The 26026-nt window shown below is 70.8% G+C and carries 16 protein-coding genes; 15 read left to right on the forward strand and 1 reads right to left on the reverse strand.

Annotated elements, in window-relative coordinates; translation table 11 throughout:
* The 4 genes from IO33_RS0131425 to IO33_RS0131440 all read left to right on the forward strand — a co-directional run.
* Positions 1 to 645 (forward strand): AMP-binding protein (locus IO33_RS0131425; RefSeq protein ID WP_031171240.1); only part of this gene is annotated, 645 nt, incomplete at its 5' end.
* 37 nt (positions 646 to 682) lie between these two features.
* A complete protein-coding gene (locus IO33_RS44645) occupies positions 683 to 3463 on the forward strand; it encodes a serine hydrolase domain-containing protein (RefSeq protein ID WP_245235931.1) in 2781 nt (926 codons plus the stop codon).
* Positions 3463 to 4728, forward strand: a complete 1266-nt coding sequence (locus IO33_RS0131435; RefSeq protein WP_051927085.1) for an MFS transporter — start codon at positions 3463 to 3465, stop codon at positions 4726 to 4728. Before IO33_RS44645 ends, IO33_RS0131435 begins: the two co-directional genes overlap by 1 nt.
* A 404-nt stretch (positions 4729 to 5132) precedes the next feature.
* Positions 5133 to 7040 carry an AfsR/SARP family transcriptional regulator gene (locus IO33_RS0131440; protein WP_078963977.1) on the forward strand — a complete coding sequence of 636 codons (1908 nt, stop codon included), beginning with the start codon at positions 5133 to 5135 and terminating at the stop codon, positions 7038 to 7040.
* Here the strand turns inward: IO33_RS0131440 and IO33_RS0131445 are convergent.
* A complete protein-coding gene (locus IO33_RS0131445; protein WP_031171246.1) occupies positions 7002 to 7316 on the reverse strand; it encodes a hypothetical protein in 315 nt (104 codons plus the stop codon). The genes IO33_RS0131440 and IO33_RS0131445 overlap by 39 nt on opposite strands.
* Before the next feature lie 262 nt (positions 7317 to 7578).
* Between IO33_RS0131445 and IO33_RS0131450 the strand changes: the two genes are divergently transcribed.
* From IO33_RS0131450 to IO33_RS51360, 11 genes are all read left to right on the forward strand, one after another.
* Entirely contained in the window at positions 7579 to 8841 is a 1263-nt protein-coding gene (locus IO33_RS0131450) for a sensor histidine kinase (protein ID WP_031171248.1), read from the forward strand.
* Complete coding sequence (locus IO33_RS0131455) at positions 8832 to 9476, forward strand: response regulator transcription factor (protein ID WP_031171250.1); 645 nt, start codon at positions 8832 to 8834, stop codon at positions 9474 to 9476. The genes IO33_RS0131450 and IO33_RS0131455 overlap by 10 nt, the downstream gene beginning before the upstream one ends.
* Positions 9477 to 9482: 6 nt before the next feature.
* Positions 9483 to 10238: a DUF4097 family beta strand repeat-containing protein gene (locus tag IO33_RS0131460; protein WP_031171252.1), complete on the forward strand. Its 756-nt coding sequence runs from the start codon at positions 9483 to 9485 to the stop codon at positions 10236 to 10238.
* A gap of 305 nt (positions 10239 to 10543) precedes the next feature.
* Positions 10544 to 15301: a non-ribosomal peptide synthetase gene (locus IO33_RS0131465; protein WP_037686454.1), complete on the forward strand. Its 4758-nt coding sequence runs from the start codon at positions 10544 to 10546 to the stop codon at positions 15299 to 15301.
* Between the two features lie 74 nt (positions 15302 to 15375).
* A complete protein-coding gene (locus tag IO33_RS0131470; protein ID WP_051927088.1) occupies positions 15376 to 16929 on the forward strand; it encodes an amino acid adenylation domain-containing protein in 1554 nt (517 codons plus the stop codon).
* An 89-nt stretch (positions 16930 to 17018) separates the two neighbouring features.
* Positions 17019 to 18230: a cytochrome P450 family protein gene (locus tag IO33_RS0131475; protein WP_031171258.1), complete on the forward strand. Its 1212-nt coding sequence runs from the start codon at positions 17019 to 17021 to the stop codon at positions 18228 to 18230.
* 208 nt (positions 18231 to 18438) lie between these two features.
* Positions 18439 to 19266, forward strand: a complete 828-nt coding sequence (locus tag IO33_RS0131480) for a thioesterase II family protein (protein WP_078963980.1) — start codon at positions 18439 to 18441, stop codon at positions 19264 to 19266.
* Positions 19263 to 20687, forward strand: a complete 1425-nt coding sequence (locus IO33_RS0131485) for a condensation domain-containing protein (RefSeq protein WP_031171263.1) — start codon at positions 19263 to 19265, stop codon at positions 20685 to 20687. Before IO33_RS0131480 ends, IO33_RS0131485 begins: the two co-directional genes overlap by 4 nt.
* Positions 20688 to 20721: 34 nt before the next feature.
* Entirely contained in the window at positions 20722 to 22506 is a 1785-nt protein-coding gene (locus IO33_RS0131490; protein ID WP_031171265.1) for a fatty acyl-AMP ligase, read from the forward strand.
* Complete coding sequence (locus IO33_RS0131495; RefSeq protein WP_037686456.1) at positions 22503 to 24275, forward strand: acyl-CoA dehydrogenase family protein; 1773 nt, start codon at positions 22503 to 22505, stop codon at positions 24273 to 24275. The genes IO33_RS0131490 and IO33_RS0131495 overlap by 4 nt, the downstream gene beginning before the upstream one ends.
* Positions 24272 to 26011 carry an acyl-CoA dehydrogenase family protein gene (locus IO33_RS51360; RefSeq protein ID WP_031171269.1) on the forward strand — a complete coding sequence of 580 codons (1740 nt, stop codon included), beginning with the start codon at positions 24272 to 24274 and terminating at the stop codon, positions 26009 to 26011. The genes IO33_RS0131495 and IO33_RS51360 overlap by 4 nt, the downstream gene beginning before the upstream one ends.
* Positions 26012 to 26026: the final 15 nt, after the last annotated feature.

Here is a 26026-nt window from a genome sequence, read left to right on the forward strand (position 1 = left end):
GAGAGCGTGTGGCTGGCGTCGACGTCGATCTCGTTCGACATTTCGGGGCTGGAGCTGTTCCTGCCGCTGGTCACCGGCGGGTGTGTGGTGATGGCGTCGGCCGACCAGGTCAAGGACGCCGAAGCACTCGTAGCGCTGATCAACGCGAACGAGATCACGCATGTGCAGTTGACGCCGTCGGGCTGGCGCTTGATGCTCGCGGCCGGGTTTGCGGCCGCCGGTGTGACGGCGCTGGTGGGTGGCGAGGCGTGTTCGCCGGAGTTGGCGCGTGAGCTGCGTGCCAGGACTCAGCGTCTGGTGAACGTGTACGGCCCGACGGAGACGACGATCTGGTCGACGTGCTGGGAGGTGCCCGAGGAGACCGAGTCGGTCTCGATCGGTGTGCCGCTGGCCAACACCGACCTGTATGTGCTCGACTCCAACGGCCGCCCCGTGGCAGATGGTGTCAGTGGTGAGCTGTTCATCGGTGGTGCGGGTCTGGCACGCGGTTATATGGGGCGTGCTGATCTGACGGCGGAGCGGTTCGTGCCGAGCCCGTTCGGTCCGGCCGGTTCCCGGCTCTACCGCACCGGTGACCTGGTGCAGCGCCTGCAGGACGGTTCGCTTCGCCTACGTGGTCGCCGACACCGCCTTCGATGCGGCTGACCTGCGGCGTCACCTTGGGTCGAGTCTGCCGGAGTACATGGTCCCGGCGGCGTTCGTGGAGATCGAGCGGGTTCCGCTGACCAACAGTGGCAAGGTCGACCACCGTGCCCTGCCGGCTCCCGAGGCGGAGATGTTCTCGGCGAGCCACTACGTCGCCCCGCGCACCCCGTTGGAGGAGCGGCTGGCCGCGATCTGGTCCGACGTCCTGGGCGTGGAACGGGTCGGTGTCGAGGACAGCTTCTTCGACCTCGGCGGCGACTCCATCCGCGCGGTACGACTGCTGTCCGTGGCTCAGGAGGCCGGGGTTCCGCTGTCCATGTGGCTGGTGCTCCAGGCGCGGAGCCTCGGTGAACTGGCGCAGATGATCGAGGCGGACGAGGACCGCTTCCCGGTCGAGGAAGGGATGCCGCTGCTGCCGGGCCACCTCAAGTGGCTGGGCACCGACTCCTCGGCGGGCCGGACGGTCCGGCTGCCGTTGAGTGGGGCGGCTGATGCCGACGCTCTCGAACGGGCGCTGCGGGAAGTGGTGCAGCACCATGAGGCTCTCCGTCTCAGGTACAGCGGCCAGGGTCCCGGCGCGCGGGCCCGGTTGGCGGAGCTGCCGGACGAGGCGCTGGTTCACGTACTCGACCTGGGTGCGGTGTCCGCCGACGACCGGTCGGCTGCCATGACCGAGGCGTTGGTCCAGGCGCGTGCCGCCCTCGACGCCGGGCAGGGCTCGGTGATCCGGGGAACACTGGTCCGGTTCGAGGAGGGGACGCCGGGCGAGCTGTGGCTCACGGCCCTCGACTCGGCTCTCGACCCGTACTCGTGGTCCGTCGTGCTCGGTGACCTGAACGTCGCGTACCGGCAGAGCGCCGAAGGGCGGCCGGTGACCCTGCCGGCGGTGGTCACGCCCCTGCACGCATGGGCGCGGGACATGGCGGAGCAGGCGTTCTCCGACGAGGTGCTGGATCAGGCCGGTGTGTGGCTGAACCGGCCCGATGCGACGGCCCTGCCCGTCGAGCACGCACGGGAGCACAACACGAACGTCACCGGCAGCAGCGTCACCGCGACCCTGTCGGCCGAACTGACCGGTGCGCTGCTGGACGAGGCGCACCCCGAGCATCTGCTGCTGGGTACGCTGGCGCGGACACTGGCCCGCTGGGCCGGGGCGGAGCGCGTGGACATCGACGTCACCGTCGACCCGCGCCACGACCCGGACCGTGGTGAGGCCCTGGCCCGTACGGTCGGCCCGCTGACCGACAGCTTCCCGGTGTCGCTGCGTGTTCCGGGCGGCGGCGACGCCACGGCCGCTCTGCGGTCGGTGGCACGGCAGCTGCGCACCCTTCCGGAGCCGAGTCATGGATACGGGCTGCTCCGCCATCTGGCGCCCGACGCCGATGTGGCGGAGGAACTGGCCACGCTGCCCACGCCGGAGGTCGGTTTCACCTTCGCTCCGCGGCAGGCGCCGGGCGGTGACGCCACGCTGGTGTTCGTCCCGGACCGGGTCGCACCGGTCGGTGCCGATGACGCGATGCGCGCGCATCTGCTGGAGGTCGAGGCATACCTCGTCGGGGACCAGCTCTATCTCCGGTGGACCCACAGCACGGCCGTGCACGACCCGCGGACCGTCCAGCGACTGGCCGACGAGCAGGTGGACGAGCTGAGCGCGGTGCTGCGGCAGGGGGCCGGCGCTGTCGGCAAGGGCGCCCGGCGCTCCGGGCCGGCGGCCTTCCAGGCGACCGTGGCCGAGGTGGAGAAGGTGATGGCCGAGCACGAGATCCCGGGTGTCAGCCTTGCGCTGCTCCAGGACGGGGTGGCCGCCGAGGTGAGGAGCTTCGGCCGGGTCGGTGCCGCGGATTCCGAGCCGGTCACCCCGGACACCGTGTTCGCCGCCGGTTCCATCAGCAAGCACGTGACGACGTTCACGGTCCTGCGACTGGTGTCGGAGGGCAGGCTCGACCTCGACCGGGATCTCAACGAGTACCTGACGTCGTGGCGCGTTCCCTCCGCGCCGGGGCACCCGGTCACGGCGAGGATGCTCCTGGCGAACCTCGGAGGGTTCGCCCAGCATCCGCCTCTCGCCGACGGGTATCACCGGTTCGATCCGGTGCCGACGCTGCTGGACGTGCTGAACGGGCGTCCTCCGGCCAAGACCCCGCCGGTCGCGATGGAGGAGACTCCGGGCAAGGTGTTCCGGAAGAGCCTGACCGGCTTCTCCGTGCTCCAGCAGGTCATGGTCGACCTGACGGGGGAGTCGTACCCCGATCTCACCCGCCGCTTGGTCTTCGAGCCGCTGGGCATGGACGACAGCAGCTTCGACCCGCGGTTCCCGGACACCGCCGGACGCAGTTTCGCGCGGGGCCACGACGAGGTGGGCAGGCAGATGTCCGACGGCTACTACGTCAACCCGGAGGCAGCCGGCGGCGGTCTGTGGACGACGGCCGCCGACCTCGCCGGGTTCGCCGCCGAAGTGCGCCGTGGCTACCTGGGGCGGGAGGCGGGCCTGGTCGACACCGAGCTGGTGCGGCAGATGCTCACACCCCAGTCCGATCGTGCCTACGGCTGGAGCACCATCATCGACACCACCGGTGGCGACATGGAGTTCGGCCACGGCGGACAGGCGGCCGGCTACCAGGCGATGACCTGGATGCGCGCGCACTCCGGGCTCGGCCTGGTGATGCTGAGCAACTCGGTGAGCGGCCGTGAACTGGTCAAGCACCTCATCGCCACCGTGCTGTCCGGGCGGACCCGGATGGCCGGGGTCTGGCAGCGGGCCATGGACGAGGCCGTGCGGCGGGAGCAGGGCAACGTCGACGGATCGGGCCGGGACTGATGACGGAGCCCACGGCCGTGACCGAGCAGTCGGTCACGGCCGGCGGCAGCGTGCCGCCCCTGCGCAAGAACGCCGACTTCATCCGGCTGTGGGTGAGCTCCGGGATCTCGCGGCTCGGTACCTCGTTCACGATGGTGGCCTATCCGCTGCTGGCCCTGTGGCACACCGGCTCGGCGAGCGCCACCGGACTGGTGACGTTCGCCGCCGCGCTGCCGAGCTTCCTGGTCCAGCTGCCGGCCGGTGCGCTGGTCGACCGGGTGGACCGCAGAAGGCTGATGCTCTGGTGTGACGTCGTCGGCCTCCTCGCGGTCGGCGGCGTCGCCGCGGCCGAGGCGGGAGGCTGGTTCTGGCTGCCGGGCCTGATGGCCGCGGCGTTCGTCCAGGCCGCGCTCGTGCTGGTGGGTCAGCTGGCCGAGCGCGCCATGGTCCGGCATGTGGTGGCCCCGGGACAACTGCCCGAGGCCATGGCGCAGAACGAGGTGCGCGGAGCCGCGATCGGACTGCTCGGCCAGCCGGGCAGCGGTCTGCTGTTCACGCTGGCGAGATGGCTGCCCTTCGCGGTCAACGCCGTCGCGAACGCCGTCGCCGTGCTGCTGCTCCTACTGCTCAGACGGGGCTTCAAGCCGCCGCACCCCGCCCCGCGGCAGCCTCTTCACGTCGACATCACGGAGGGCCTTCGCTGGCTGTGGCAGCGCAGGTACGCCAGACGTGTCACCGGTGTGTTCGCGGGGAGCAACCTGGTGTTCCAGGTGCTCCTGCTGGCCGTGATGGTGACGATCCGCAAGGGCGGGCACTCGCCCACCGTCGTCGGCGTCGTGCTCGGCGCGGGCGGGGTGGGCGGGGTGCTGGGCGCGCTCCACGCGCCCTGGGCCACCCGCAGGCTGACTTTCCACCGCTCGATGGTGGTCGGGTTCGCGCTGTGGACGATGCTCATACCGCTGGCCGTGGCCACGAGTGATCCGGTGGCCCTCGCCTGCATCCTGGCCGGAATTTCCTATGTGGCGAGCCTGTTCAACGTCATTGGTGCGGTGTACCAAATGCGGATCACACCGGATGAGCTGCAGGGCCGGGTCAGCGGTGCGAGCAGCTTTCTCTTGTCCGGCGCGAATGCGGTGGGGGCGGTGGCCGGCGGGTACGTGATCGAGTGCTTCGGTGTCACGGCGACCAGTATCGTCGTCGGTGCTTTCGTCCTGTTCCTGACTGTGTTGGTGGCTGTAACGCTGACTCCCGCCGAGGGTGGCGCGGATGAAGCCGGCCGCACATAGCAAGGTGAGCGGCCGTTTTTGGTCGTCTTCCGTCCGAGGCCCTGTCTGATTTCCGGCGCATAGGCTCACAGAACCCACATGGATGCCATCTGCATGGAGTGGTAGCATGAAGCTGACCTGGTTAATCCCGGTAAACGGGTGCGTCAGGGTAAGAGAAGGAAACGGGGAGGAAAGAGAAGGGGAAGAATAGGGGAGTACCGCTTGAATCATCGGCATGCTCCGGCTCGGCCCTGCCTCACCCCCTGCATTGCGCCACAGAACGCGCTTGAGCTCGGGGCTCCTTCTCGCGTGGTATTTTCGCTTTGGTATCGATCACGGTGGCTTGTCCCTTTTGGGACGCAGTGTGGCCAGCACTGCCGCTTTTACGTGAGAGTCACGATATCTACAGCATAGACGGGGGAAGTATGGATTTCCAGCTGCTTGGTTCCGTTGGAGTCAAGAGGGGCGGAAAGCCAATAGAATTATCCGGAGCCAAGGAGAACACCTTGCTGGCGGCTCTGCTGCTGGCTCGGGGAAAAGTGGTCTCGGACGAGCGTCTCATCTCACTTCTGTGGGGATGGAACCCGCCCAAGACGGTGAACGCGCAGATATACACCTATATATCTCGGCTGCGCAAGAGGCTGGGCGCGGAGGTGGAGTTCATCCGCCGCCAGCCCGGATACCTGCTGGACGTCCGCGATGCCCAGGTCGACGTGGCCGAGTTCGACCGGTTGGGGCGCTGCGGCGGGACCGCCCTGGAAGAGGGGCGCCACACGGAGGCGGCCCAGACGCTGCGCGAGGCCCTCGCGCTGTGGAGCGGCGGCGCGCTGGCCAATGTCACACCCCAGCTGGCGCAGGCGTATGTGCCGCAGCTGGAGGAGGCCTGGGCCACCGTACTGGAGCAGCGCATAGAGGCTGACCTGGCCCTCGGCATGCACCAGGAACTCATCGCGGAACTCACCGGCCTCGTCGCCGCATACCCGGTACGGGAACGGCTGCGGGCCCATCTCATGACCGCGCTGTACCGGTGCGGCCGGCAGGCCGATGCGCTGCACGTCTACTACGAGGGCCGTCAGGTGCTCTCCGACGAGCTGGGGATCGATCCCTCGTCGACGCTCACCGACGCGTACCAGGCGGTGCTCAACGGCGACCTCGACGCGTCGCCGCAACGCGAGGCCGACATACAGCCGGTCGTCCGTACGGGTGCGCCGGTCTCTCTTCCGCCGGCCCTTCCGGACTTCGTCGGCAGGAAGGAGCTGCTGGAAAACCTCTGCGGTCTTCTGCGGCCGGCGAACGGCGGTATCGGGCACGCGCCGTCGCGTCGCTTCCTGGTCGTCGGCATGGGCGGAGTCGGCAAGACGGCACTCGCCCTGCAGGCCGCCCACGACATGCGCGAGGCCTTCCCGGACGGTCAGATATACGTCAATCTCTGCGATGCGGACGGCGAGCCCAAGGAGACTAAGGAAATCCTGGTCGCTCTCCTGCGGGCGCTCGGTGAACGGCCGGATGCGTGCCGGGAGAGCCAGGACGACCTGGTGCGGCTGTTCCGCGCCGCCACCTTCGGCAAGCGGGTGCTCGTCTTCCTCGACAACGCTGTCGGCGATCTGCAGCTGGAGCCGCTTCTGCCCAACACGGCGGAACCCACCGTGCTCATCACCGGGCGCACCCGAATAGCCAGTGTCGCCGAGGCGAACACCCTCGTGGTGAATCCCATGGACGACGTCGATGCATTCCTGCTGCTCTCGAAGGTGGCGGGCGACAGGCGGACGAGCGGCACCTCGGGCGAGACGGAGAAAATCATCGCCCATTGCGCCGGTCTGCCCCTGGCCCTGCGGATCGTGGGAACCCGCCTCGCGGCCCGGCCGCAATGGTCCGCATCCCGGCTCGTGGCCCGGCTGAGTAATCCCCGCACCAGGCTCGACGAGTTGCATGTGGGGGATCTCGATGTACGGCGGAGTCTGTATCTGTCCGTGAACCGGCTGCCGGCGGAAATCCGCGACTTCCTGTGCCGTCTGGCGCCCACGGGACGAGGAGCGGTCTCTCCCGAGGAGATCGCCGCCAAACTGCGGATGCCGGTGGAAAGCGCCGAACGGATGATGGAGGCCCTGGTCGACGTGGGGCTTCTCAACGTCACGGGCGTGGACCACAAGGAGCGACTGCTCTACCGGCTCCACGATCTGCTGTATCTCTTGGCGGCCGAGATAGTCGAGGAGACTCCCGCGGCGTTACACATGACCCCGCCGCCGCGGTCGTGGACGCGCGCCGTCACCATGCTGGCGACCAGCCCGGTGCGGCTACCGATGCTTGGACAGCCGAGCGGCGTGTGTCAGTGACACACAGATCACCGCGGTCGCGCACCAGACGACCGCGACGGCCAGGGGGCTGTACCACGTAAGGATCAGGGAGATGACAGTGGCGGCGACTACCGTGGTCGTCAAGGGCAGGACGGGGACGCGCTGATGCTGCCGCATCCGTTCCTCGAGGAGCTCGTCGAGGATCTCACCGATGCGGTCGTCGATGGTGTCGCCGTAGCGGACGAGGAACTGGTCGGCCTCGTGCTCGTCGAGTCCTGCCGACTGGCTGCCCACGGTCAGTTGTCGCTCTGTCATACCTCCACTGTGCTGCTCCGGACGCCCGCGGTCGGCCACGTGAACCCACGAGCCCTTGGGCGGGTTATCCCTACCTCTCATCCGTCGGATCTCCTCGCTGACCTGCCCGCATCGGCTCGGCTACGGTCCTGTCGACGGAACGGCGTGAGACAGGTGGACACCTCGTCCAGCTCTCACGGAACGAGAGTCGGGCGATGAGTTGACCGGAAACACTGCTCAGAAGGTTCAGGACGGCGACGGTGCCGGCGCCGGGACGCCGGATGTGACGGTGCCCCGTAACCCGTTACGGGCACTGGCGTCGTCGGCTCTGTGGCGTGTCTGCGCCCACCTGGCCTTGGACGGCGTCATGGCCATGGCCGGCCTGGCCGTGCTCACGGTCCTGGGGACGGGGCTGTGCGCGGTGCCCTTCGGACTGGTGGGGCTGCCCGTCACCGTGGCCGCGGGATGGGCCCTCTACCAGCTCGCGGCCCTGGAGCGCATGCGCTTCGCCATCACCTCCGGGGCGAGGATCTCCGAACCGCCGCAACCGCCTTGGTCGTGGCGGTCGCTGGAGTCCGTCACCGGGCTTCTGCGCAGCCGTTGCACCTGGCGGCTGGTCACCTACTTCACCCTGCTGATCGGGGTGTCCACGGTGACCACCGTGGGTGTGGCGCTGGTCTGGGCGGTGCCGCTGATGCTGGTGCTGCTGCCGGCCTACTACCAGCTGCTGCCCCGGGGGCAGGTGCAGATCGGGCCGTGGGTGCTGGCCGGGCTGCCGTCGATGCTGCTGGTAGCGGGCCTGGCGCTACTCTTCGGCGCGGTGTTCTCGCCGTTGCTGGTCAGGCCCCTCATGGCCCTCGACAGCTTCCTCGGGCGCACCCTCCTGTCGCGGCCCGCGGGCATGGAACTGCGGCAGCGCGTCCAGGATCTGACCGCGAGCCGCGCCAAGGTCGTCGACGCGGCCGAGGCGGAACGCCGACGCATCGAACGTGACCTCCACGACGGGGCGCAACAACGACTGGTGGCCATGTCCATGACGCTGGGTCGGGCCAGTTCCCGGCTCAGGAAGTCGGGGGACGAGGTGACCGGCAAGCTGGTGGAGGACGTCCGCCGCGAGACGCTGTACACCATCACGGAACTGCGGAACCTGGCGCGCGGCCTGCACCCGCCGGTGCTCACCGACCGGGGTCTGGAAGCGGCGCTCTCCGCCGTCATCGCCCTGGCGCCCGTACCCGTGCGACTCGATGTCGACGCCGAACCGCGGCCCTCGGCCACCGTGGAGGCCGTCGCGTACTTCACGGTGACGGAGACGCTGACCAACGTCGCCAAGCACGCCGGGGCCAGCCGTGCCTGGGTGGAGATCAAACGGGAGGGCGACCTGCTCACCATGACGATCGGCGACGACGGGCGGGGCGGAGCGGATCCCGCCCGCGGCAGCGGCCTTTCCGGCCTGGAGGGCCGTATCTCAGGAGTGGACGGCCGGCTGCGCATCGACAGCCCCGTCGGTGGACCGACCGTGATCGAGGTGGAGATTCCATGCGGGTAGTGATCGCCGAGGATTCCGCGCTGCTGCGCGAGGGAATCGTCCTGCTTCTCGAGGAGGAGGACATCGATGTGGTTGCCGCGGTCGGTGACGGCGAAGCGCTGTTGCGCGCCGTGGCCGAGCACGAGCCCGACGTCTGTGTGGTGGATGTCCGCATGCCGCCCACGTTCATCGACGAGGGACTGCGGGCGGCGCTCGTGATCCGCAGCCGGTGGCCCGACGTCGGTGTGCTGGTGCTGTCGCAGTACGTGGAGGAGCGGTACGCCTTCGACCTGATCGACAGCAACGACAACGGCATCGGCTATCTGCTCAAGGACAGGGTGTCCGACGCCGCCGAATTCGTGGCCGCGTTGCAGCGCATCAACGACGGTGACACCGTGCTGGATCCCGAAGTGGTCAAGCAGTTGCTGGCGCGCAGCCGGAAAAGGGATCCCCTGGCGTCACTGACGCCCCGTGAGCGGGAGGTCCTCAACGCGATGGCGCAGGGCCGCTCGAACGCCGGCATCGCGACTGAACTGGTCATCGGTGCCGCTGCGGTGGAAAAGTACATCCGCAGCATCTTCACCAAATTCGGCTTGCAGCCCGAAGCGGGGGACCACCGCCGGGTACTCGCTGTTCTACGCTATCTGGGAGCTTGACAAAGTATGGCATCGAAAAAGCGCCGTGGAATCATTTACGGCGGTCTCGCCGTTCTCGTCGCGGTCATTGCTCTCGCCGGCTGGGGCACCGTCGAACTGCTGCGTCCGAACCACCCCTACACCCACTCCTGGCAGGCCGACGCGAGCGGCCGGAAACTGCTGGAGGTGCACACCGACGGTATGGGCGTCTCCCTGAGCCCCGGCGATTCGTCGCACCTCGAGGTCAAGGCCACCGGAGGGTACGACGACGGCGCCCCCCAGGTCTCGGTGAAGCCGTCCGGGCAGGGCCTGTCCGTCGTCGGCACGTGCCCCGGGGGCGGTTGCTCGGTGCAGCTCCACATCAAGCTGCCGGCGGACCTGGCCGTCAAGGCGGACACCGGTGGCCCGGCGATCTCCGCCAGCGATCTGAAGGGGCGGCTCGATCTGCGCACGGGCAGCGGCGCCATCGACGTGGACAACGCGTCCGGTCCCCTGAACCTGCACACCGGTGACGGCGCGGTGACCCTGGCCGACAGCCGTTCCGCGCGCGCCAGCGTGACCACCGGCGCGGGCGCGGTCGACGCGGGCTTCGTGAGCGCTCCGACCGACGTGAACATCGCGACCGGCGACGGGGCCGTCGACCTGCGTGTGCCGCACGGCTCCCGCTACTACATCGACGCCACGAGTTCCGACTCCACGCCCGACGTCCAGCTCCCGGTCGACCGGAACGCCCCGCACCAGATCACGGTCAAGACCCACAGCGGAGGAATCCAGGTGCACTGAGGGGCGCTGCGCCGCCGCTCCTTTCCCCCGCCGACCGCGCCGATGCCCGGGAGAATCCGAATCTCCCGGGCATCGGCGTATTGCTTTACCGGCGGGCGCCCACTCGTATAGGGCCGATATAGAGCACCCGCACACACTGACGATGCGGCAGCGGAGAATCACCGACGCCTGTGCGGACATGCCTCGTTTGAACCTCCGCCGGCCATGAGGCCGACGGTTCGGTGTGCTGAGCCGCGGACTGCCGCTCCGTTGTCGGGCTGATCCCCGAGTGCACTGTCCCTACGTTGTTGACCTCAGGAGCCGTTGTGACCCGGCATTCGCTTCCGCACCGCGTCGTCGCGCAGCATGCGACGCAATCCCCGACCGCCATTGCCGCCGTAGCGGACGGTCGTCACATCAGCTATGGGGAATTCGAGACGGAAGCCCGCCGAATGGCCTGTTTCCTCAGGGGCCACGGGGCTGGACCGGGCACGGCGGTGGGTGTGCGGCTGACGTCCGCCCCCGACCTGATCGTGGCCCTCCTCGGCGTCTGGAAGACGGGAGCCGCGTTCGTCCTCCTGCCGGACTCCCTCCCCGGCGAGCGGCTCGCGTCGATCACGCGCGATGCGCGGATCGGCCTTCTGCTGAGCGTGAGCACGAGCACGAGCGCCCCCGACCCGGGGAGCGGTGTCGAGGTGCTGTGCCTGGACACGGTGCGGGAGGAGATCGCCTCGTGTCCGGACGAGGCGGGGGACCAGGCGAACCATGCCGCCGATCCCGCGTTCATCAGCTACGGGGCGAGCGATTCCGGTCTGGTGGTCGACTGGGGGACCCTGGCCGCGTACGCCCCCGCGCTGGCGGGGCAGCACGACCTGTCCCCGTCCGACCGGGTCGTCTTCGGGGCCCCCGTAGACGAGGCCACCGTCTACGGCGCGCTGCTGGCAACCCTGGTGAACGGCGCCACGGCGGTCTTCCCGGCACTCGGCGACGCACCGGACGCCGCGGCGCTGCCGGCGGCGGTGGCGGAGTTCCAGGGCACGGTACTGGCCGTCCCCCACCCCCTGCTCGCCGATCTGGCGGACCTGTCCGGCTGGCCGCAGTGCCCCACCCTGCGCCTGGTGCGCTCCGACGCACCGGAGCTGGACCCCGGCACGGACGCGCAGACGTACCGGCGGCTCTCCGCCGTGACCACGGCGACCCTGGCGATCAGTTACGGCCAGGCCGTGTGCGGACTCCCGGTCACCCTGCTCGACGGGGAGCCCGAACACGGCGCCGACGCACCGCTGCTGGGCGCTCCGCTCGACGGGACGCGGATCGCCGTGCTCGACGAGTTCGGCGAGCCCCTGCCCTCGGGCCTGCCCGGTGAACTGCATGTCGCCGTGTCCGGCGCGTGGGCGGGCCGGTCCGGCGCGACCGCCGAGCGTTTCCTGCCCGACCCCGACGGCGAGCCGGGAAGCCGGATGCTGCGCACCGGCGCCCTCGTCCGCTGGCGTAACGACGGGACGCTGGAGCACCTCGGCCGCGCCGAGGACGACGCCGACCCGATGTGGGACGAGGAGCCCCTGCTGCTGCTCGACTCCGAACGCCCGCCCTACGTGGCGCCGCGCACCCCCGAAGAGCGTGCCGTGGCCGAAGTGTGGGCGGAACTCCTCGACCTCGACGACATCGGCGCCACGGACGACTTCTTCCAGCTCGGCGGCTACTCCCTGCTGCTGGCCAAGCTGTCCGAACAGCTCCGGCTGACCACCGGCAAGGACGTGGCCCTCGCGGACCTCTACCAGGCCGTCACGGTGGAGCAGCAGGCCGAGCTGGTGCGGACCGCGGGGACGGCCCGCGCGCTGATCGAGACCGTCGCCCGCGACGAGGCACTCCCGCTGTCCTTCGGGCAACGACGGGTGTGGCTGCTGAGCACCATGAACCCGGACAGCGCGGAGTGGATCGTCCCCCTGTTCCTGCGCCTGCCCGGTGACATCGCCCCGGACACGGTGCGCCGGGCCCTGGAGGCGCTCTCGGCCCGCCACGAGTCCCTGCGCACCCGTTACATCAGCCGCGCCGGCGAGCCCCTGCAGATCATCGAGCCGGCCGGCCCCGTCGACCTGCGGGTGATCGACGGCCCGACGAACCTGGAGCAGCTGGTGCGCGAGGAGTTCGAGGCCGGCTTCGACCTCGCCTCGGGCAAGCTGTGGCGTGCGCTGCTGGCCCGCCGCGCCGACCAGGACGGCCACGCCGGCCAGGACGCGCCCGCCGGTCAGGACGGCCACGCCGGTCGGGAACAGCTGCTGTTCCTCACGGTCCACCACATCGCCTGCGACGGCTGGTCCGCCACCGTGCTGGAACGGGAGTTCCGGGAGATCTGCGCGGCCTACCACGCGGGCCGGGAACCGGAACTGGACGCCCCGGGTGTCCAGTACGCGGACTACGCGGTGTGGCAGCGCAAGTCCAGGGACAAGGACAGCCTGACGGAGGACCTCGCGTTCTGGCGCGAGGAGCTGCGCGGCGCGGTGCCCGCGGAGCTGCCGACGGACCGTCCGCGCCCGGCGGAGCGCGACCCGCGCGGCGCACTGGTGCCCGTCAGGATCCCCGCGCCGCTGGCGGAACAGGTGATCGGCCTCGGCCGACGGCACGAGGCCAGCCCCTTCATGACGCTGCTGACCGCGTTCTCGGCGCTGCTGGCCAGGTACAGCGGGCAGTGGGACGTGAGCATCGGCGTCCCGGTCGCGGGCCGCACCCTGCCGGAGACCGAGCCGGTCGTCGGGTTCTTCATCAACTCCCTGGTGCTGCGCAGCCCGCTGGATCCCGGGCTGAGCTTCTCCGACGCCCTGGACCGGGTGCGGGAGACCAGCCTGGCGGCCTTCGCACATCAGGAGGTGCCCTTCGAGCACCTGGTCGAGGAGCTGCGCCCGGAGCGGGACCTGTCCAGGACGCCGCTCTACCAGGTCGCGTTCAACTTCAACGACGTCCAGGTCTCCGGGGGCATGCCCGGGGACGGCGACTTCGATCTGCTGCTGGGCAACCGCCAGGTCTCCAAGACCGATCTGACCCTGTATCTGCGTACCGAGAGCGACGGCGCGCTGACCGGCGTCGTCGAGTACGCGACAGCCCTGTTCGAGCGCGGCACCGTCGAACGCTTCGCGAGCCACTTCGTCCAGCTGCTCACGGCCGCCGTGACGGCTCCCGCCTCCCGGCTGTCCACGCTAAACATCCTGCCGGCCCAGGAGCGGGGCGAAGGAACCGGCCGCTGGAACGACACCCGCACCGAGTGGGACACCAGCTCGGCCCTCGACGTGATCGAGGCCCAGGTCGCCAAGACCCCGGAGGCCCTCGCCCTGGTGGCCGGTCAGCGCCGGATCAGCTACCGGGAGATGGACCGCGCGGCCAACCGCATCGCCCACCGGCTGCGTTCCCTCGGGGCCGGCCCCGACACCCTGGTGGGCGTGTGCCTCCACCGGGGACCGGAGCTCATCGAGTCCCTGCTCGGGGTGTGGAAGGCGGGCGCGGCGTACGTACCGATCGACCCCGCCAACCCCGCCGAGCGGCTGAACCACGTGCTGGCCGACAGCGGGGCGTCGATCCTGGTGAGCTCCTCCGGGCTGACCGAGCTGACGCGGTCGTTCCCGGGCGCCCGGCTGACGGTCGACCAGGAGACGGAGTGGCTCGCCGAGGGCGCCGACGCACCGCCGTCGAGGTCCCACGACCCCGAGCGGCTGGCCTACGTGATCTACACCTCGGGCTCCACCGGCAAGCCCAAGGGGGTCATGGTCACCCAGCACGGGCTCACCAACCACCTGCGCTGGGCGGCCCGCGACCTGGTCGTCGGCGAGGGCGGGGCACCGCTGTTCTCGTCCATCGCCTTCGACCTGCCGGCGACCAACGTCTACGCGCCGCTGATGGCCGGCCAGCCGGTGCACCTGCTGTCCGACCTCGACGACCTGACGGGCCTGGGGCAGGCGCTCGCGGCTTCGGGGCCGTACAGCTTCATCAAGCTCACCCCGGGACACCTCGACCTCCTGAGCCACCAGCTCAGCCCGGAGCAGGCCGCGGGCCTGGCCAACGTGGTGCTGGTCGCGGGCGAGGCGCTGCCCGCCAGGCTCGCCAACGACTGGCTGGAGCTGCTGGGCCCCGGCCGTCTGATCAACGAGTACGGGCCCACCGAGACGTCGATCGGCACCACCATCCACCCGGTCCAGGGGGAGCAGACCACCACGGTTCCGCTGGGCTCGCCGCTGCCGAACATGACGACCCACGTCCTGGACGACACCGGGCGTCCCGTGCCCGGTGGCGTGATCGGCGAGCTGTACATCGGCGGTGACGGCCTGGCCCGGGGCTACCTCGACCGTCCCGCGCTGACGGCCGACCGGTTCGTCCCGAACCCCTTCGGCGGCCCGGGGACGCGGCTGTACCGCACCGGCGACCTGGTGCGCCGCCTGCCCGACGGCGCCATCGCCTTCCTGGGCCGCGTCGACGACCAGGTCAAGATCCGCGGCTACCGGATCGAACTCGGCGAGATCGAGGCGGCCCTCACCGACCAGCCGGGCGTCGACCGTGCGGCCGTGGTCGTGCAGGAGACACCGGAGGGCGAGAAGTCGCTGGTCGCCTACCTGGTGGGCGCCGCGGACCGGCAGCTCGACGCCGACGCGGTCCGCGAGCGGGTCGCCGAGGTGCTGCCCGCCTACATGGTGCCCTCCGCGGTCGCCGTCCTCGACGCCCTTCCGCTGACCCCGAACGGCAAGCTGGACCGCAAGGCCCTGCCCTCGGTGGACCGCTCCGCCGAGCGTTACGAGGCCCCCGCCACCCCGGTCGAGGAGCACATCGCGGCGATCTGGTCGGACATCCTCGGCCGGGAGCGGATCAGCGTGCAGGAGAGCTTCTTCGAGATCGGCGGGCACTCCATCCTCGCGATCAGGATGACCTCGACCCTGCAGGACGAGTTCGGCATCGACCTTTCCCTGCGGACCGTCTTCGAACACCCCACCGTCCGGTCCCTCGCCGCCGCCGTCGAGGACCACATCAGGGCCGAGATCGAGCAGATGTCCGAGGACGAGCTGCGGGAGTACGACGCGCGGACCACGCACCGCCCGGAATGAGCGCCGCATCGAGGCTCACGGACGCCTCGCCGTCTTGCCACGATCCGGACCCGCAGGGGCCTGAAAGGGAAACCATGAACGCACTGGAGCGCGACGCCGCGACGCCGCCCGCCGGGCTGCTGACCGACCTGATCGAAGCACGGGCGGCCGCCGCGCCCGAGGCCGTCGCGGTGATCGCCGACGGCCGGGCGAGCACCTACCGGGAACTCGACCACCGGGCGAACCGGATCGCCCGCCGGCTGATCCAGCTGGGCGCCGCGGCGGACGTCCCGATCGGGGTGTGCCTGCCGCGCGGACGGGATCTGCTGCCCGCTCTCCTCGGCGTGTGGAAGGCGGGTGCGGCGTATCTGCCGCTCGACACCGCACTCCCCGTCCAGCGGCTCGAGTACATGCTCGCGGACAGCGGCGCGCCCGTGGTCATCTGCTCCTCGCGGTCGGCCGAGCGGATTCCGCCCGGATACCGCGGGGCCGTCCTCGCGCTCGACGACGACCGGGCGGACATCGAGGCGCAGCCGCCCGTCGCCCCGGACCGGCACACCGGTCCGGAGCAGCTGGCCTACCTCATGTACACCTCGGGCTCGACCGGGACCCCCAAGGGCGTCATGGTCAGGCAGCGGGCGCTGGTCAACCTGGTCTCCTCCATCCTCGACGACGCCGGGGCGGGCCACGGCGGCACCTGGCTCGCGAGCACCTCGGTCTCCTTCGACATCTCGGGCGTGGAGATGTACGCGCCGCTGGCGTCCGGCGGCCGGGTGGTGCTCGCGTCCGATGCCGAGGCCAAGGACCCGATGGCCCTGCTGCGGCTGATGGACGCGCACGGCGTCACCGATGTGCAGGCCACCCCTTCGGGCTGGCGGCTGCTGCTGGCCTGCGGCTTCGACCGGCCGGCGGTGCGCGCCCTGGTCGGGGGCGAGGCGCTGCCCGTGAAGCTGGCCGCGGAACTCCGCCGCCGGGCCGCGAAGGTGACCAATGTCTACGGGCCGACCGAGACGACCATCTGGTCCATGTTCTGGGGGGTCCCCGAGGAACCGGACCGGGTTCTCCTCGGCCGGCCCCTCGCGCGCACCCAGGCGTATGTGCTGGATTCCACGGGACGTCCGGTCCCCGACGACGGGACCGGCGAACTGTATCTCGGCGGTGAAGGGCTGGCCCGGGGCTACGCCAACCGCCCCGGCCTCACCGCGGAACGCTTCGTGCCCAACCCCTTCGGAGCGCCCGGAACACGTCTGTATCGGACCGGTGATTTGGTACGGCAGGCTTCCGGTTACACGATAGAATTCATGAGCCGGATCGATGATCAAGTGAAGATCCGGGGCTATCGCATCGAGCTTGGAGAAATCCAGGCACGGCTGATCGAACATTCCGATGTCCGCGATGCCGTCGTCACCGTTCGCTCGTCAGAGGACGGTGACAAGCGTCTCGTCGCGTATCTGGTCCCCACACCAGGTCGCCGGCCCGATGTGGCAGACATTCGAGCGCATCTCGCTGCCACCCTTCCCGATTACATGATTCCCCCCACGTTCATGGCGATCGGCCGAATCCCGTTGAACACCAGCGGAAAGACCGATTACCGCGCGCTGCCGGATCCCGGGCGAAGGGCCCGTCGCCCGGCGGGGACCGGCCGGTAGGCCGTGCCGCCGTAGCCCGGCCCGAGGGCCGGGCCACGGCGACTCCTCACCGCACGCACGTCGGGGGCGTCCGACTGCTGAGGAGCCACATGCACACCGGTCAGGTTCCTGAACTGACCTCCGCCGCCCCCCACTTCTTCACCGACCCCTACACCGCGTACCGCGCGCTCAGTGCCGAAGGCCCTGTCCAGCGGGTACGGATGCCCGACGGGCAGCCGGTCTGGCTGGTCCTCACCTACGACGCCGTCCGTACCGCGCTCGCCGATCCCCGGCTGCGCAACGACAGCCGGCATTCGGCCTCCTACCAGGACGGCCAGGACTCCGCCGTCGGCCGCAACATGCTCAAGGCGGACCCTCCGGACCACACCCGGCTCCGGTCCCTCGTCGCCCGCCAGTTCACCGCCCGGCGCGTCAACCAGCTGCGCGCGCGCATCGAGCAGATCTCCGGTGAACTCATCGACACCATGGCCGAGTCGAGCGGCGCCGACCTCGTCGGCGCCTACGCCATCCCCCTGCCGATCACCGCCATCTGCGAACTCCTCGGCGTGCCGGCCGTGGACCGCGAGGCGTTCCTGGGCTGGTCCAACAAGCTCGTGGACGTCGCCGACCCACAGGCCGCCGCCGTCGCGGCCACCGCGACGGCCGCGATGACCGACTACCTCACCGGCCTCATCGAGGAGAAGCGGCACCGCCCCCTGGCGGACGACGCCGACCTGCTGCACGTCCTCGCCCACGCCCAGGACGAGGACAGCGACCGCCTGTCGCCGGACGAACTCCTCGGCATGTCCTTCCTGCTGCTCGTGGCCGGACACGAGACGACCGTCAACCTCGTCTCCAGCGCCGTCCACCTGCTGCTGCGCAACCCCGCCCAACTCGCCGCCCTGCGCGCGGACCCGGGGCTGCTGCAGAACACGGTCGAGGAGACGCTGCGCTACGAGCCCCCGATCCAGGTCGCCGCCTACCGCTACACCGCCGAGGCCATGACCCTGGCGGACACCGCGATACCGCAGGGGGAACGCGTGGTGCTGTCGCTGGCCTCCGCCAACCGCGACCCCTCACGATTCACCGACCCCGACCGGTTCGACATCCACCGCGACATCACCGAGAACCGCGCCCAACTCGCCTTCAGCCACGGCATCCACCACTGCCTGGGAGCACAGCTCGCCCGGCTCGAAGCCACCGTGGCGCTGACCGACCTGCTCCAGCGCTTCCCCCGCCTCGCCCTGGAGGACGACGCCGCCGCGCCCCAGTGGCGGCCCAGTCTGCTCCGCGGCCTGCGCAGCCTCCCCCTGCGCTGGTAGCGCACACGACACACACGCAGTGAGGCGAGGCGATCCGCGGCGTCACCGAACGACCGCGGATCGCCTGGCCGTCCCGGTACGCGGGCTACGGAAGCGGTGATCGGCAGCGCCTTCCCCGGAATTCCATATAGCCGGTGTATAGGCGCTCCTTGCACGGTGGACCCGCGCACTGACCACGTTCATATATCGGCTGTCCTGGAGGAGACCGGTGACCCGTACGGGCGGCAAATGGTTCCAAAAACACGGCACGAGCGCTGATCCCGATCTGCGCCTGGTGTGTTTCCCGCACGCCGGAGGGGTGCCGAGTTTCTTCAACAGCTGGCCGCGCCATCTGCGCTCCGGAATGGAACTCCTGGCGGTGTGTTATCCCGGCCGGCAGGCCCGCTTCGGCGAGCCGTACGCGGAAAGCCTGGAGGACCTGGCCGACCAGATAGCCGACGCGCTCCGCCCCTACGACGACAAGCCGCTGGCCCTGTTCGGACACAGCATGGGCGCGGCGGTGGCCTACGAGGTCGCGCTCCGGCTCGACCAGAAGTACGGCGTGCAGCCGGTCCGGCTGTTCCTGTCCGGACAGTCGGCGCCGCATCGCGCCGAGCGGTCGAACCTGCACCGCGAGGACGACGCGACCCTGATCGCGGAAGTGAAGCAGCTCGGCCTGTCGACCGCCGACGCCATGGAGCACCCCGAACTGCTGGAGATCGCGCTCCCCACGCTGCGGGCGGACTTCCGCCTCGTCGAGACGTACGACCCGCCGTTGACGAAGATCAAGAGCCCCATCGTGGCCTACGTCGGCGACCAGGACCCCGACTGCCCGCCCGACGCGGTGTGCGCCTGGTCGGACCTGACCACCGGGACCTTCGAGTTCCGCGGCTTCCCCGGCGGGCACTTCTACCTGGAGGGGTACGAGTTCGACCTGCTGCTGCACATCGTCGGGCACCTCAAGGACGACCTCCGCCTGGCGGGAGCCGTGCGGGCGGCCGGCACCAGGCAGCCGGTGCCGTCCGCCTCCGCCCCGCGCACCGGCGGCACCCGATGAGCGTCACCCACCCGCTCTCCCACGCCCAGCAGGCCCAGTGGTTCCTCCACGCACTGGCGCCCGGCAGCGGCGCGTACAACACCGGTATCGCGGTCCGCGTCCGCTCGGCCGTCGACGTCCGGGCGCTGCGCGAGGCGGTGACGGCGATCGGCCCCCGGCACGGGATGCTCCGCTCGCGCTACGCCGAGGCCGACGGCCGGCCGGTGCGCGTGGAGTCGGCCACCAGCCCGGTCCGCCTGGTCGAGCGCGCCTGCGCCGGTGCCGACGACGAGGAGCTGCGCGCCGCCGTCCGCGCCGAGCTCAACGCCCCCTTCCCGCTCCGTGACGAGGTACCGTTCCGGTTCGTCCTGCTGACCAGGAGCCCCGAGGACGCGGTGCTCCTGGTGGCCGGACACCACATCTCCACCGACGCCGTGTCGAACACGCTGCTGCTGCGCGACCTCCTTGAGGCCTACGAGGAGCTCAGCACCGGAGCCGACGCGCCGTCGCCGCCGCCCACCGCGGACTACGGCGATCACGTCGACAAGGAAGCGCGGGTGCTCGACTCGGCCCGCGGCAGGGCCATGGAGGAGTACTGGAGCGGTGTGAGCCTCGGCTCGACGCCCGCCGGCCTGCCCACCGACCACCCCAGGCCGACCGCACAGTCCTTCACCGGGGACACCCTGCGGGAGACCGTGCCCCCGGAACTCGCCGACGCGCTGCGCACCTTCGCCCTGCGGTCGGGAGTCACGTCGTACGCCGTCCTGCTCGGCGTGTTCCAGAGCGTGCTCTACCGCCACACCCGGCAGGGCGACTTCGCCCTCGGCGTGCCGACCACCACACGGCTGAGCAGCAGGATGCGCGACGTGGTCGGCAACTTCATGAACACCGTCGTCCTGCGGGCCCGGTTCGGCGCGGCCACCACGTTCGACGACGCGGTGCGCGCCACCGACGAGCAGCTCAAGCTGAGCATGGACGCGGTCCGGTATCCGTTCTCGCTGCTCGCCCGCGCGTCGGGCGCCTCGCGTACCGCCGGCCGGTCCCCGATGTACCAGATCACCTTCAACATGCTGGCGACGGCCCGCTTCGACGCCCAGCTGCGGCCCGTCCTGGACACGACGCGCCCCGACCTCGTGACCCGGCACGCCGGGTTGCTCCTGAGCCCGTACCACCTGCCCCAGCAGGAGGGGCAGGTCGACCTGGCCGTCGACGTCCTCCAGGGCGAGGACACGCTGGCCGTCGACTTCCGCTACGACAGCCGGCTCTATGAGCGGGCGACCGTGGAGCGGCTGGCCCAGCACTTCCTGCGAGCCCTGGACATCGCCACCCGGACCCCGGACCTGCGCGTCGCCGCGGCCCGGCTCTGGGACCGCGCCGATGTCCGGCGCCCTCCCACTCGCGGTGGCGCACCCCGCGAAAAGCAACCCTCCGCTCTGCTCTGAGCACTGTCACGTTAGGAAGAAAGGGACCGCGGCTATGCGCGAGAACCTGGTGGAACGGCTTCTGCAGCACGCACGCACGGTGCCGGACAAGGACGCCGTCGTGTTCGTGCGGATGCACGGCGCCGAGCCGATGCCGGAAAGGGTGACCTACGCGGAGCTGGACCGCGACGCGCGCGCCATCGCCGAATGGCTGCGCGGCCGCTGCTCGGCGGGCGACCGGGCACTGCTGCTGTACCCCAACGGCCTCGACTTCGTCCGGGCCTTCGTGGGCTGTCTGTACGCCGGGGTCATCGCCATCCCCGCGCCGGTGCCGGACAACAACGGCCGGCGCGGGTCGCGCACCTCCGCCATCGCGGACAACGCCCAGGTACGCCTCGTACTCACCGACTCCGGGCACCTGGAGTCGGTGACCGAGGCCGTCCAGCAGTCGGGGCTGGAGGACGTCCCGTGCGTCGCCACCGACGCCACCGACTTCGGTGACGGCGCGAACGGCACCGTGCTGCGACCCGATGCCGACACCGTGGCCTTCCTGCAGTACACCTCGGGTTCGACCAGTGACCCGAAGGGCGTCATCGTCCCCCACCGTTCGCTCACCGCCAACCTCCGCTTCATCGCGGACTCCTTCGGTCTGGACCACGACGACACGGTCTCGTGCAGCTGGCTGCCGCTCTACCACGACATGGGCCTCATCGGCATGCTGCTGACGCCGCTGCTCATCGGCGGCACCGCCGTGCTGATGGCGCCCGGCGACTTCCTGCGGCGCCCGCACGCCTGGCTCCGGCTGTTCCAGGACCACCGCGGGACGTTCACCGCCGCCCCGAACTTCGCCTACGACATGTGCGTGCGGCGGGTGTCCCAGCAGCAGCTCGCCCAGCTGGACCTGTCCACGCTGCAGGCGGCCGTCAACGGTGCGGAGCCGGTCATCGCCGCCACCGTGGACCGCTTCAACAAGTACTTCGCCCCCGCGGGACTCCGCCCCGAGGCCGTCAAGCCCAGCTACGGCATGGCCGAGGCCACCCTGCTGGTCACCGGTACCCCGCACGGCCGCGGTCAGCTCATCACCCGGGTCGACGGCGCGGAACTGGAGCAGAACCGCTTCGTGCCGCAGTCCGAGGACGGCGACGGCCCGCTCATGGTGAGCAGCGGCCCCGTGGACCGGCTCGACGTGCGCATCGTGGACCCGGTCACCCGCGCGTCCCAGCCCGACGGCCGGATCGGCGAGGTGTGGCTGCGGGGCGAGAGCCTCGCGGTCGGGTACTGGAACAACGCGGCGGAGACCGAGCGGGCCTTCAACGCCGAGACCAGCGACGGGGAGCAGGGCTTCCTGCGCACCGGAGACCTCGGCGTGCTGAGCGGCGGCGAGCTGTACATCACCGGCCGCAGCAAGGACGTCATCATCATCCACGGCCGCAACCTCTACCCGCACGACATCGAGCGCGAGACGTCCCACCTGCACTCCGCGCTCCACGGCCTGCAGGGCAGCGCCTGTGTGGTGCCCGTCGGTCAGGAGGAGGAGATCGTGGTGATGCACGAACTCAGCCCCGTGGAGAGCGCCGGACTCGACCTGGCCGCCCTGGCCCGCGGCATCCGTGAGGAGCTCGCCGCGACGTTCAGGGTGCGGCTGCCCAGCGTGGTGCTGCTGCGACCCGGGCACGTCCGCAGGACCACCAGCGGCAAGGTGCAGCGGGCCCTGATGCGCGAGCTCTTCATGACCGGCGGCCTCAAGACCGTCCACGAGGAACTCAGCGCCGAGGTCAGCCGCCGTTACCGGGCGGGCGACGCGGACGGCGCCACCGCCGCGCCGGGTGACGCGGCATGAGGCACTCCGCGTATCGCGTCGCGGAGGAGTTCGACCACCTGCTGGGCGACCCCCGCGACGCGGGCCGGCTGTTCTCCCACGCGCGCTCCCTCGTGCTGGACGAGCGTGAGGAGTTCCCGCTGGAGATCTGCCGGGAGCTGGACCTGCTCGGGCTCCCCGCGCACTACGTGCCCGTCGCCCACGGCGGAGCGATGCGTGCCTTCGAGGACACCCTGCAGATCATGCGGGGCATCGCCCGCCGCGACCTCACGGTCGCCATCGCGCACGGCAAGACGTTCCTCGGCGCCGCTTCGGTGTGGGTCGCCGGGGATCCCCGGCAGAGCCGGGAACTGGGCGCCGAGGTGCTCCGGGGCACCCCCGTGTCCTGGGGCCTGACCGAGCGGGAGCACGGGAGCGATCTCCTCGCGGGGGAGGTGCGCGCGGAGCGCACCGCCGGCGGGTACCGCGTGACCGGTGAGAAGTGGCTGATCAACAACGCCACCCGGGGCGACCTGGTCTGCGTACTGGCCCGCACCGCACCCGAGGGCGGCTCGCGCGGGTTCAGCGTCCTCATGATCGACAAACGCGGGCTGGAGCCGGGGAGCTTCCGCACCCTCCCGGCGGCCCGGCTGCACGGCATCCGCGGCGCGGACATCAGCGGTGTGGCGTTCACCGGGGCCGAGGTCGACCGGTCCGCACTGATCGGCGCCGAAGGCGACGGTCTGGAGATCGTGCTGAAGAGCCTCCAGCTCACCCGCATCCTGTGCGCGGCACTCTCGCTCGGCGCGCTCGACCAGGCCCTGGACATGGCGACGGGATACGCGCTCGCCCGGCACAACCACGGCACGCCCCTGGTCGAACTGCCGCAGTCGCGGCGCCTGCTCGCCCGCTCGTACGCCGACCTGCTGACCGCCGAGGCCCTGACGGTGTTCGCGGCCCGGGCCCTGCACACCCTGCCCGGCGAGCTGTCGACCGTCTCGGCGGTGACCAAGTTCCTGGTCCCGACCCTGGCGGAACAGGCACTCGGCAGGCTGTCCAGGCTGGTGGGAACGCGGTCCCTGCTGCTCGGGGACACCTTCGAGCACGGCCGTTTCCAGAAGGTGCTGCGCGATCACCGGATCGTCGGCATCTTCGACGGCAGTTCGGTGATCAACCTGAACTCCCTGGTCAACCAGTTCCCGCTGCTGGCACGCGCGCATCGGCGCGGCGAGGTGGACGAGGCGGGGCTGCACGCCGCCGCCGGTCTGGCCGACCCCCTGCCCGAGCTGGACCCGGCGCGTCTGGAACTGCTGCCCCGCCGGGGCAGCAGCGTTCTGCACGCCGTGCCGGCCGCCGTGGCGGAGCTGCACTCCCTCGCCGCCGCCGGAGAGGTCCCCGCCTCGCTGGCGCGGCGCGCCGCGGAGCTGGCCGAGGTGGTGGACGAGGTGATCGAGCAGATCGGCCGGCACAAGCCGGTCCCGGTGGCGGCGCCCGCCCGCAGTTTCGGGCTGGCCGAGAACTACGCGCGGTGCTTCGCCGCGGCGGCCGCCCTGCAGCTGTGGCTACGCAACCGGGCCGCCGTCGACTCCGCGGCCACCCACGGGCTGTGGGAGTCGGGCCTGTGGCTGGAGTGCACCCTGACCACACTGCTGCGCCGGCTCCGCCCGACCCGGACCGAACGTCTCGTCGCAGGCGGCGGCGAGGACCCGGAAGCGGTCGTCGACCAGCTGGTGGAGCCGCTCCTCGGCCAGCACGCGGCGGGACGACTGCCGTCACTACTGCCCTACTCACGGCTGGGGGCGCTCGTATGACCGTCATCGACCCATCGCCTCGGCAGGCCGAACGCCTCGGCCCGCTCGACGACCTCGACACCCCGGAGCCGCTGGAAGCACTCTTCGGCGACCCCGCCGACCCCGGCAACCCGGTGGGCCACCAGGCCTTCGTCGACGCGGACGAGCGCGGGGACTTCCTGCCCGCCGGCCGCAAGACGCTCGAATCCTTCGGGATCGGCGCGGAGTTCGTGCCCCGGGCGCTGGGCGGGCGCCTCGGCCAGGCCGACGACCTCGCCCGCGTGCTGCGCACGGTGTTCCGCCACGACGGCGCGCTGGCCCTGGGGCTGGGCGCCATCAACCTCATCGCCTCGTCCACCGTCTGGGCGGCCGGCGGCGCCGAGCAGCGGCGCTGGCTGGCGTCCGTGCTGCTGGACAACCACCCGACCGCCGGTGCCATCACCGAGCTCGCCCACGGCGACGACCTCTCCAGGACCCGGTTGCGGGCGACCGAGCGGGACGGCGGCGTGGTGCTCGACGGCCGCAAGGAAGTGATCAACAACGTCGCCCGGGCGCACGCCGTCACCGTCCTCGCCAGGACCAGCGAGGACCCGGGCAGCCGCAGCCACACGCTGTTCCTGGTCGACCCGGCCGCGGTACCACGCGAACGCATGCGGTTCCTGCCGAGGTACCGCACCTCCGGGATGCGCGGGACCCACCTGGGCGGGGTCGAGTTCCTGGACTGCCCGCTGCCCGCCTCGGCGGCGGTCGGCGGGTACGGCGACGCCATGGAGACCATCCTGCGCTGCTTCCAGGTCACCAAGTCCGTGGCCAGCGGAGCGGCCCTCGGCATGGTGGACACCATGCTGCGGACCGTGGTCGACTTCGGTACACAGCGCAGGCTCTACGGCCGGTCCGTGACCGAACTGCCCTACGTCGAGGCCGAACTGGCCGACGTCTTCACCGATCTGCTCATCTGCGACGCCATGACGACGACGGCGTGCCGGGCGCTGCATGTGCTGCCCCGGCAGACCAGCGTGTACGCGGCGGCCACCAAGTACCTGGTCCCCGAGATCGAACAGCACGCGGCCGACCGGCTCGCGCTGGTGCTCGGCGCCCGCTCCTTCCTGCGCGAAGGTCCGCACGCCGCGTTCCAGAAGCACTTCAGGGACCTCCCCGTCGCGGCCCTGGCGCACTCGGGGGCCACGGTGTGCCTGGCCACGATCATCCCGCAGCTGCCCCGGCTCGCGCGCCGCAGCTGGTTCACCTCGTCCGCGCCGGAACCGGCCCTGTTCCAGCTCGGCCGGCCCCTCCCGGACCTGGACTTCGGGCAGCTGGAGGCGAACGCGGGCCCCGACGACCAGATCGTCGCGACCCTGCTGGACGTCGGGCAGGACCGGGTCACCGACCCGACGCTGCGCACCCTGTGCGGCCGGCTGGTCGACGAGCTGCGCATCCTGCGGGACGGCTGGCGCGCACTCGCTCCGCGCAATCGCACGCCCTTCGCCGGCCCGGTCGGCTTCGAACTCGCCGAACGGTACGCCGTCGTCCTCGCGGCCTCCGCCTGCCTGGGCGTGTGGTGGCACAACCAGGACCACCCCGACCCGTTCATGCGGGACACGGCCTGGGTCGTCAGCGCCCTGGACCGGCTGACGGTCCGGCTCGGCCACGAGCCGCTGCCCCAGGCCCGGTCCGCCGCCCGGCAGGTCTTCGCCGAACTGCTCGGCCGGCACGCCGAGCACCGGGCCTTCGACCTGATCGGCCGCCGCCTCCACTGAGCCGTCCCGGCCCCC

Origin of the sequence: Streptomyces durhamensis (assembly GCF_000725475.1) — a bacterium.
Taxonomy (GTDB): Bacteria; Actinomycetota; Actinomycetes; order Streptomycetales; family Streptomycetaceae; genus Streptomyces; species Streptomyces filipinensis.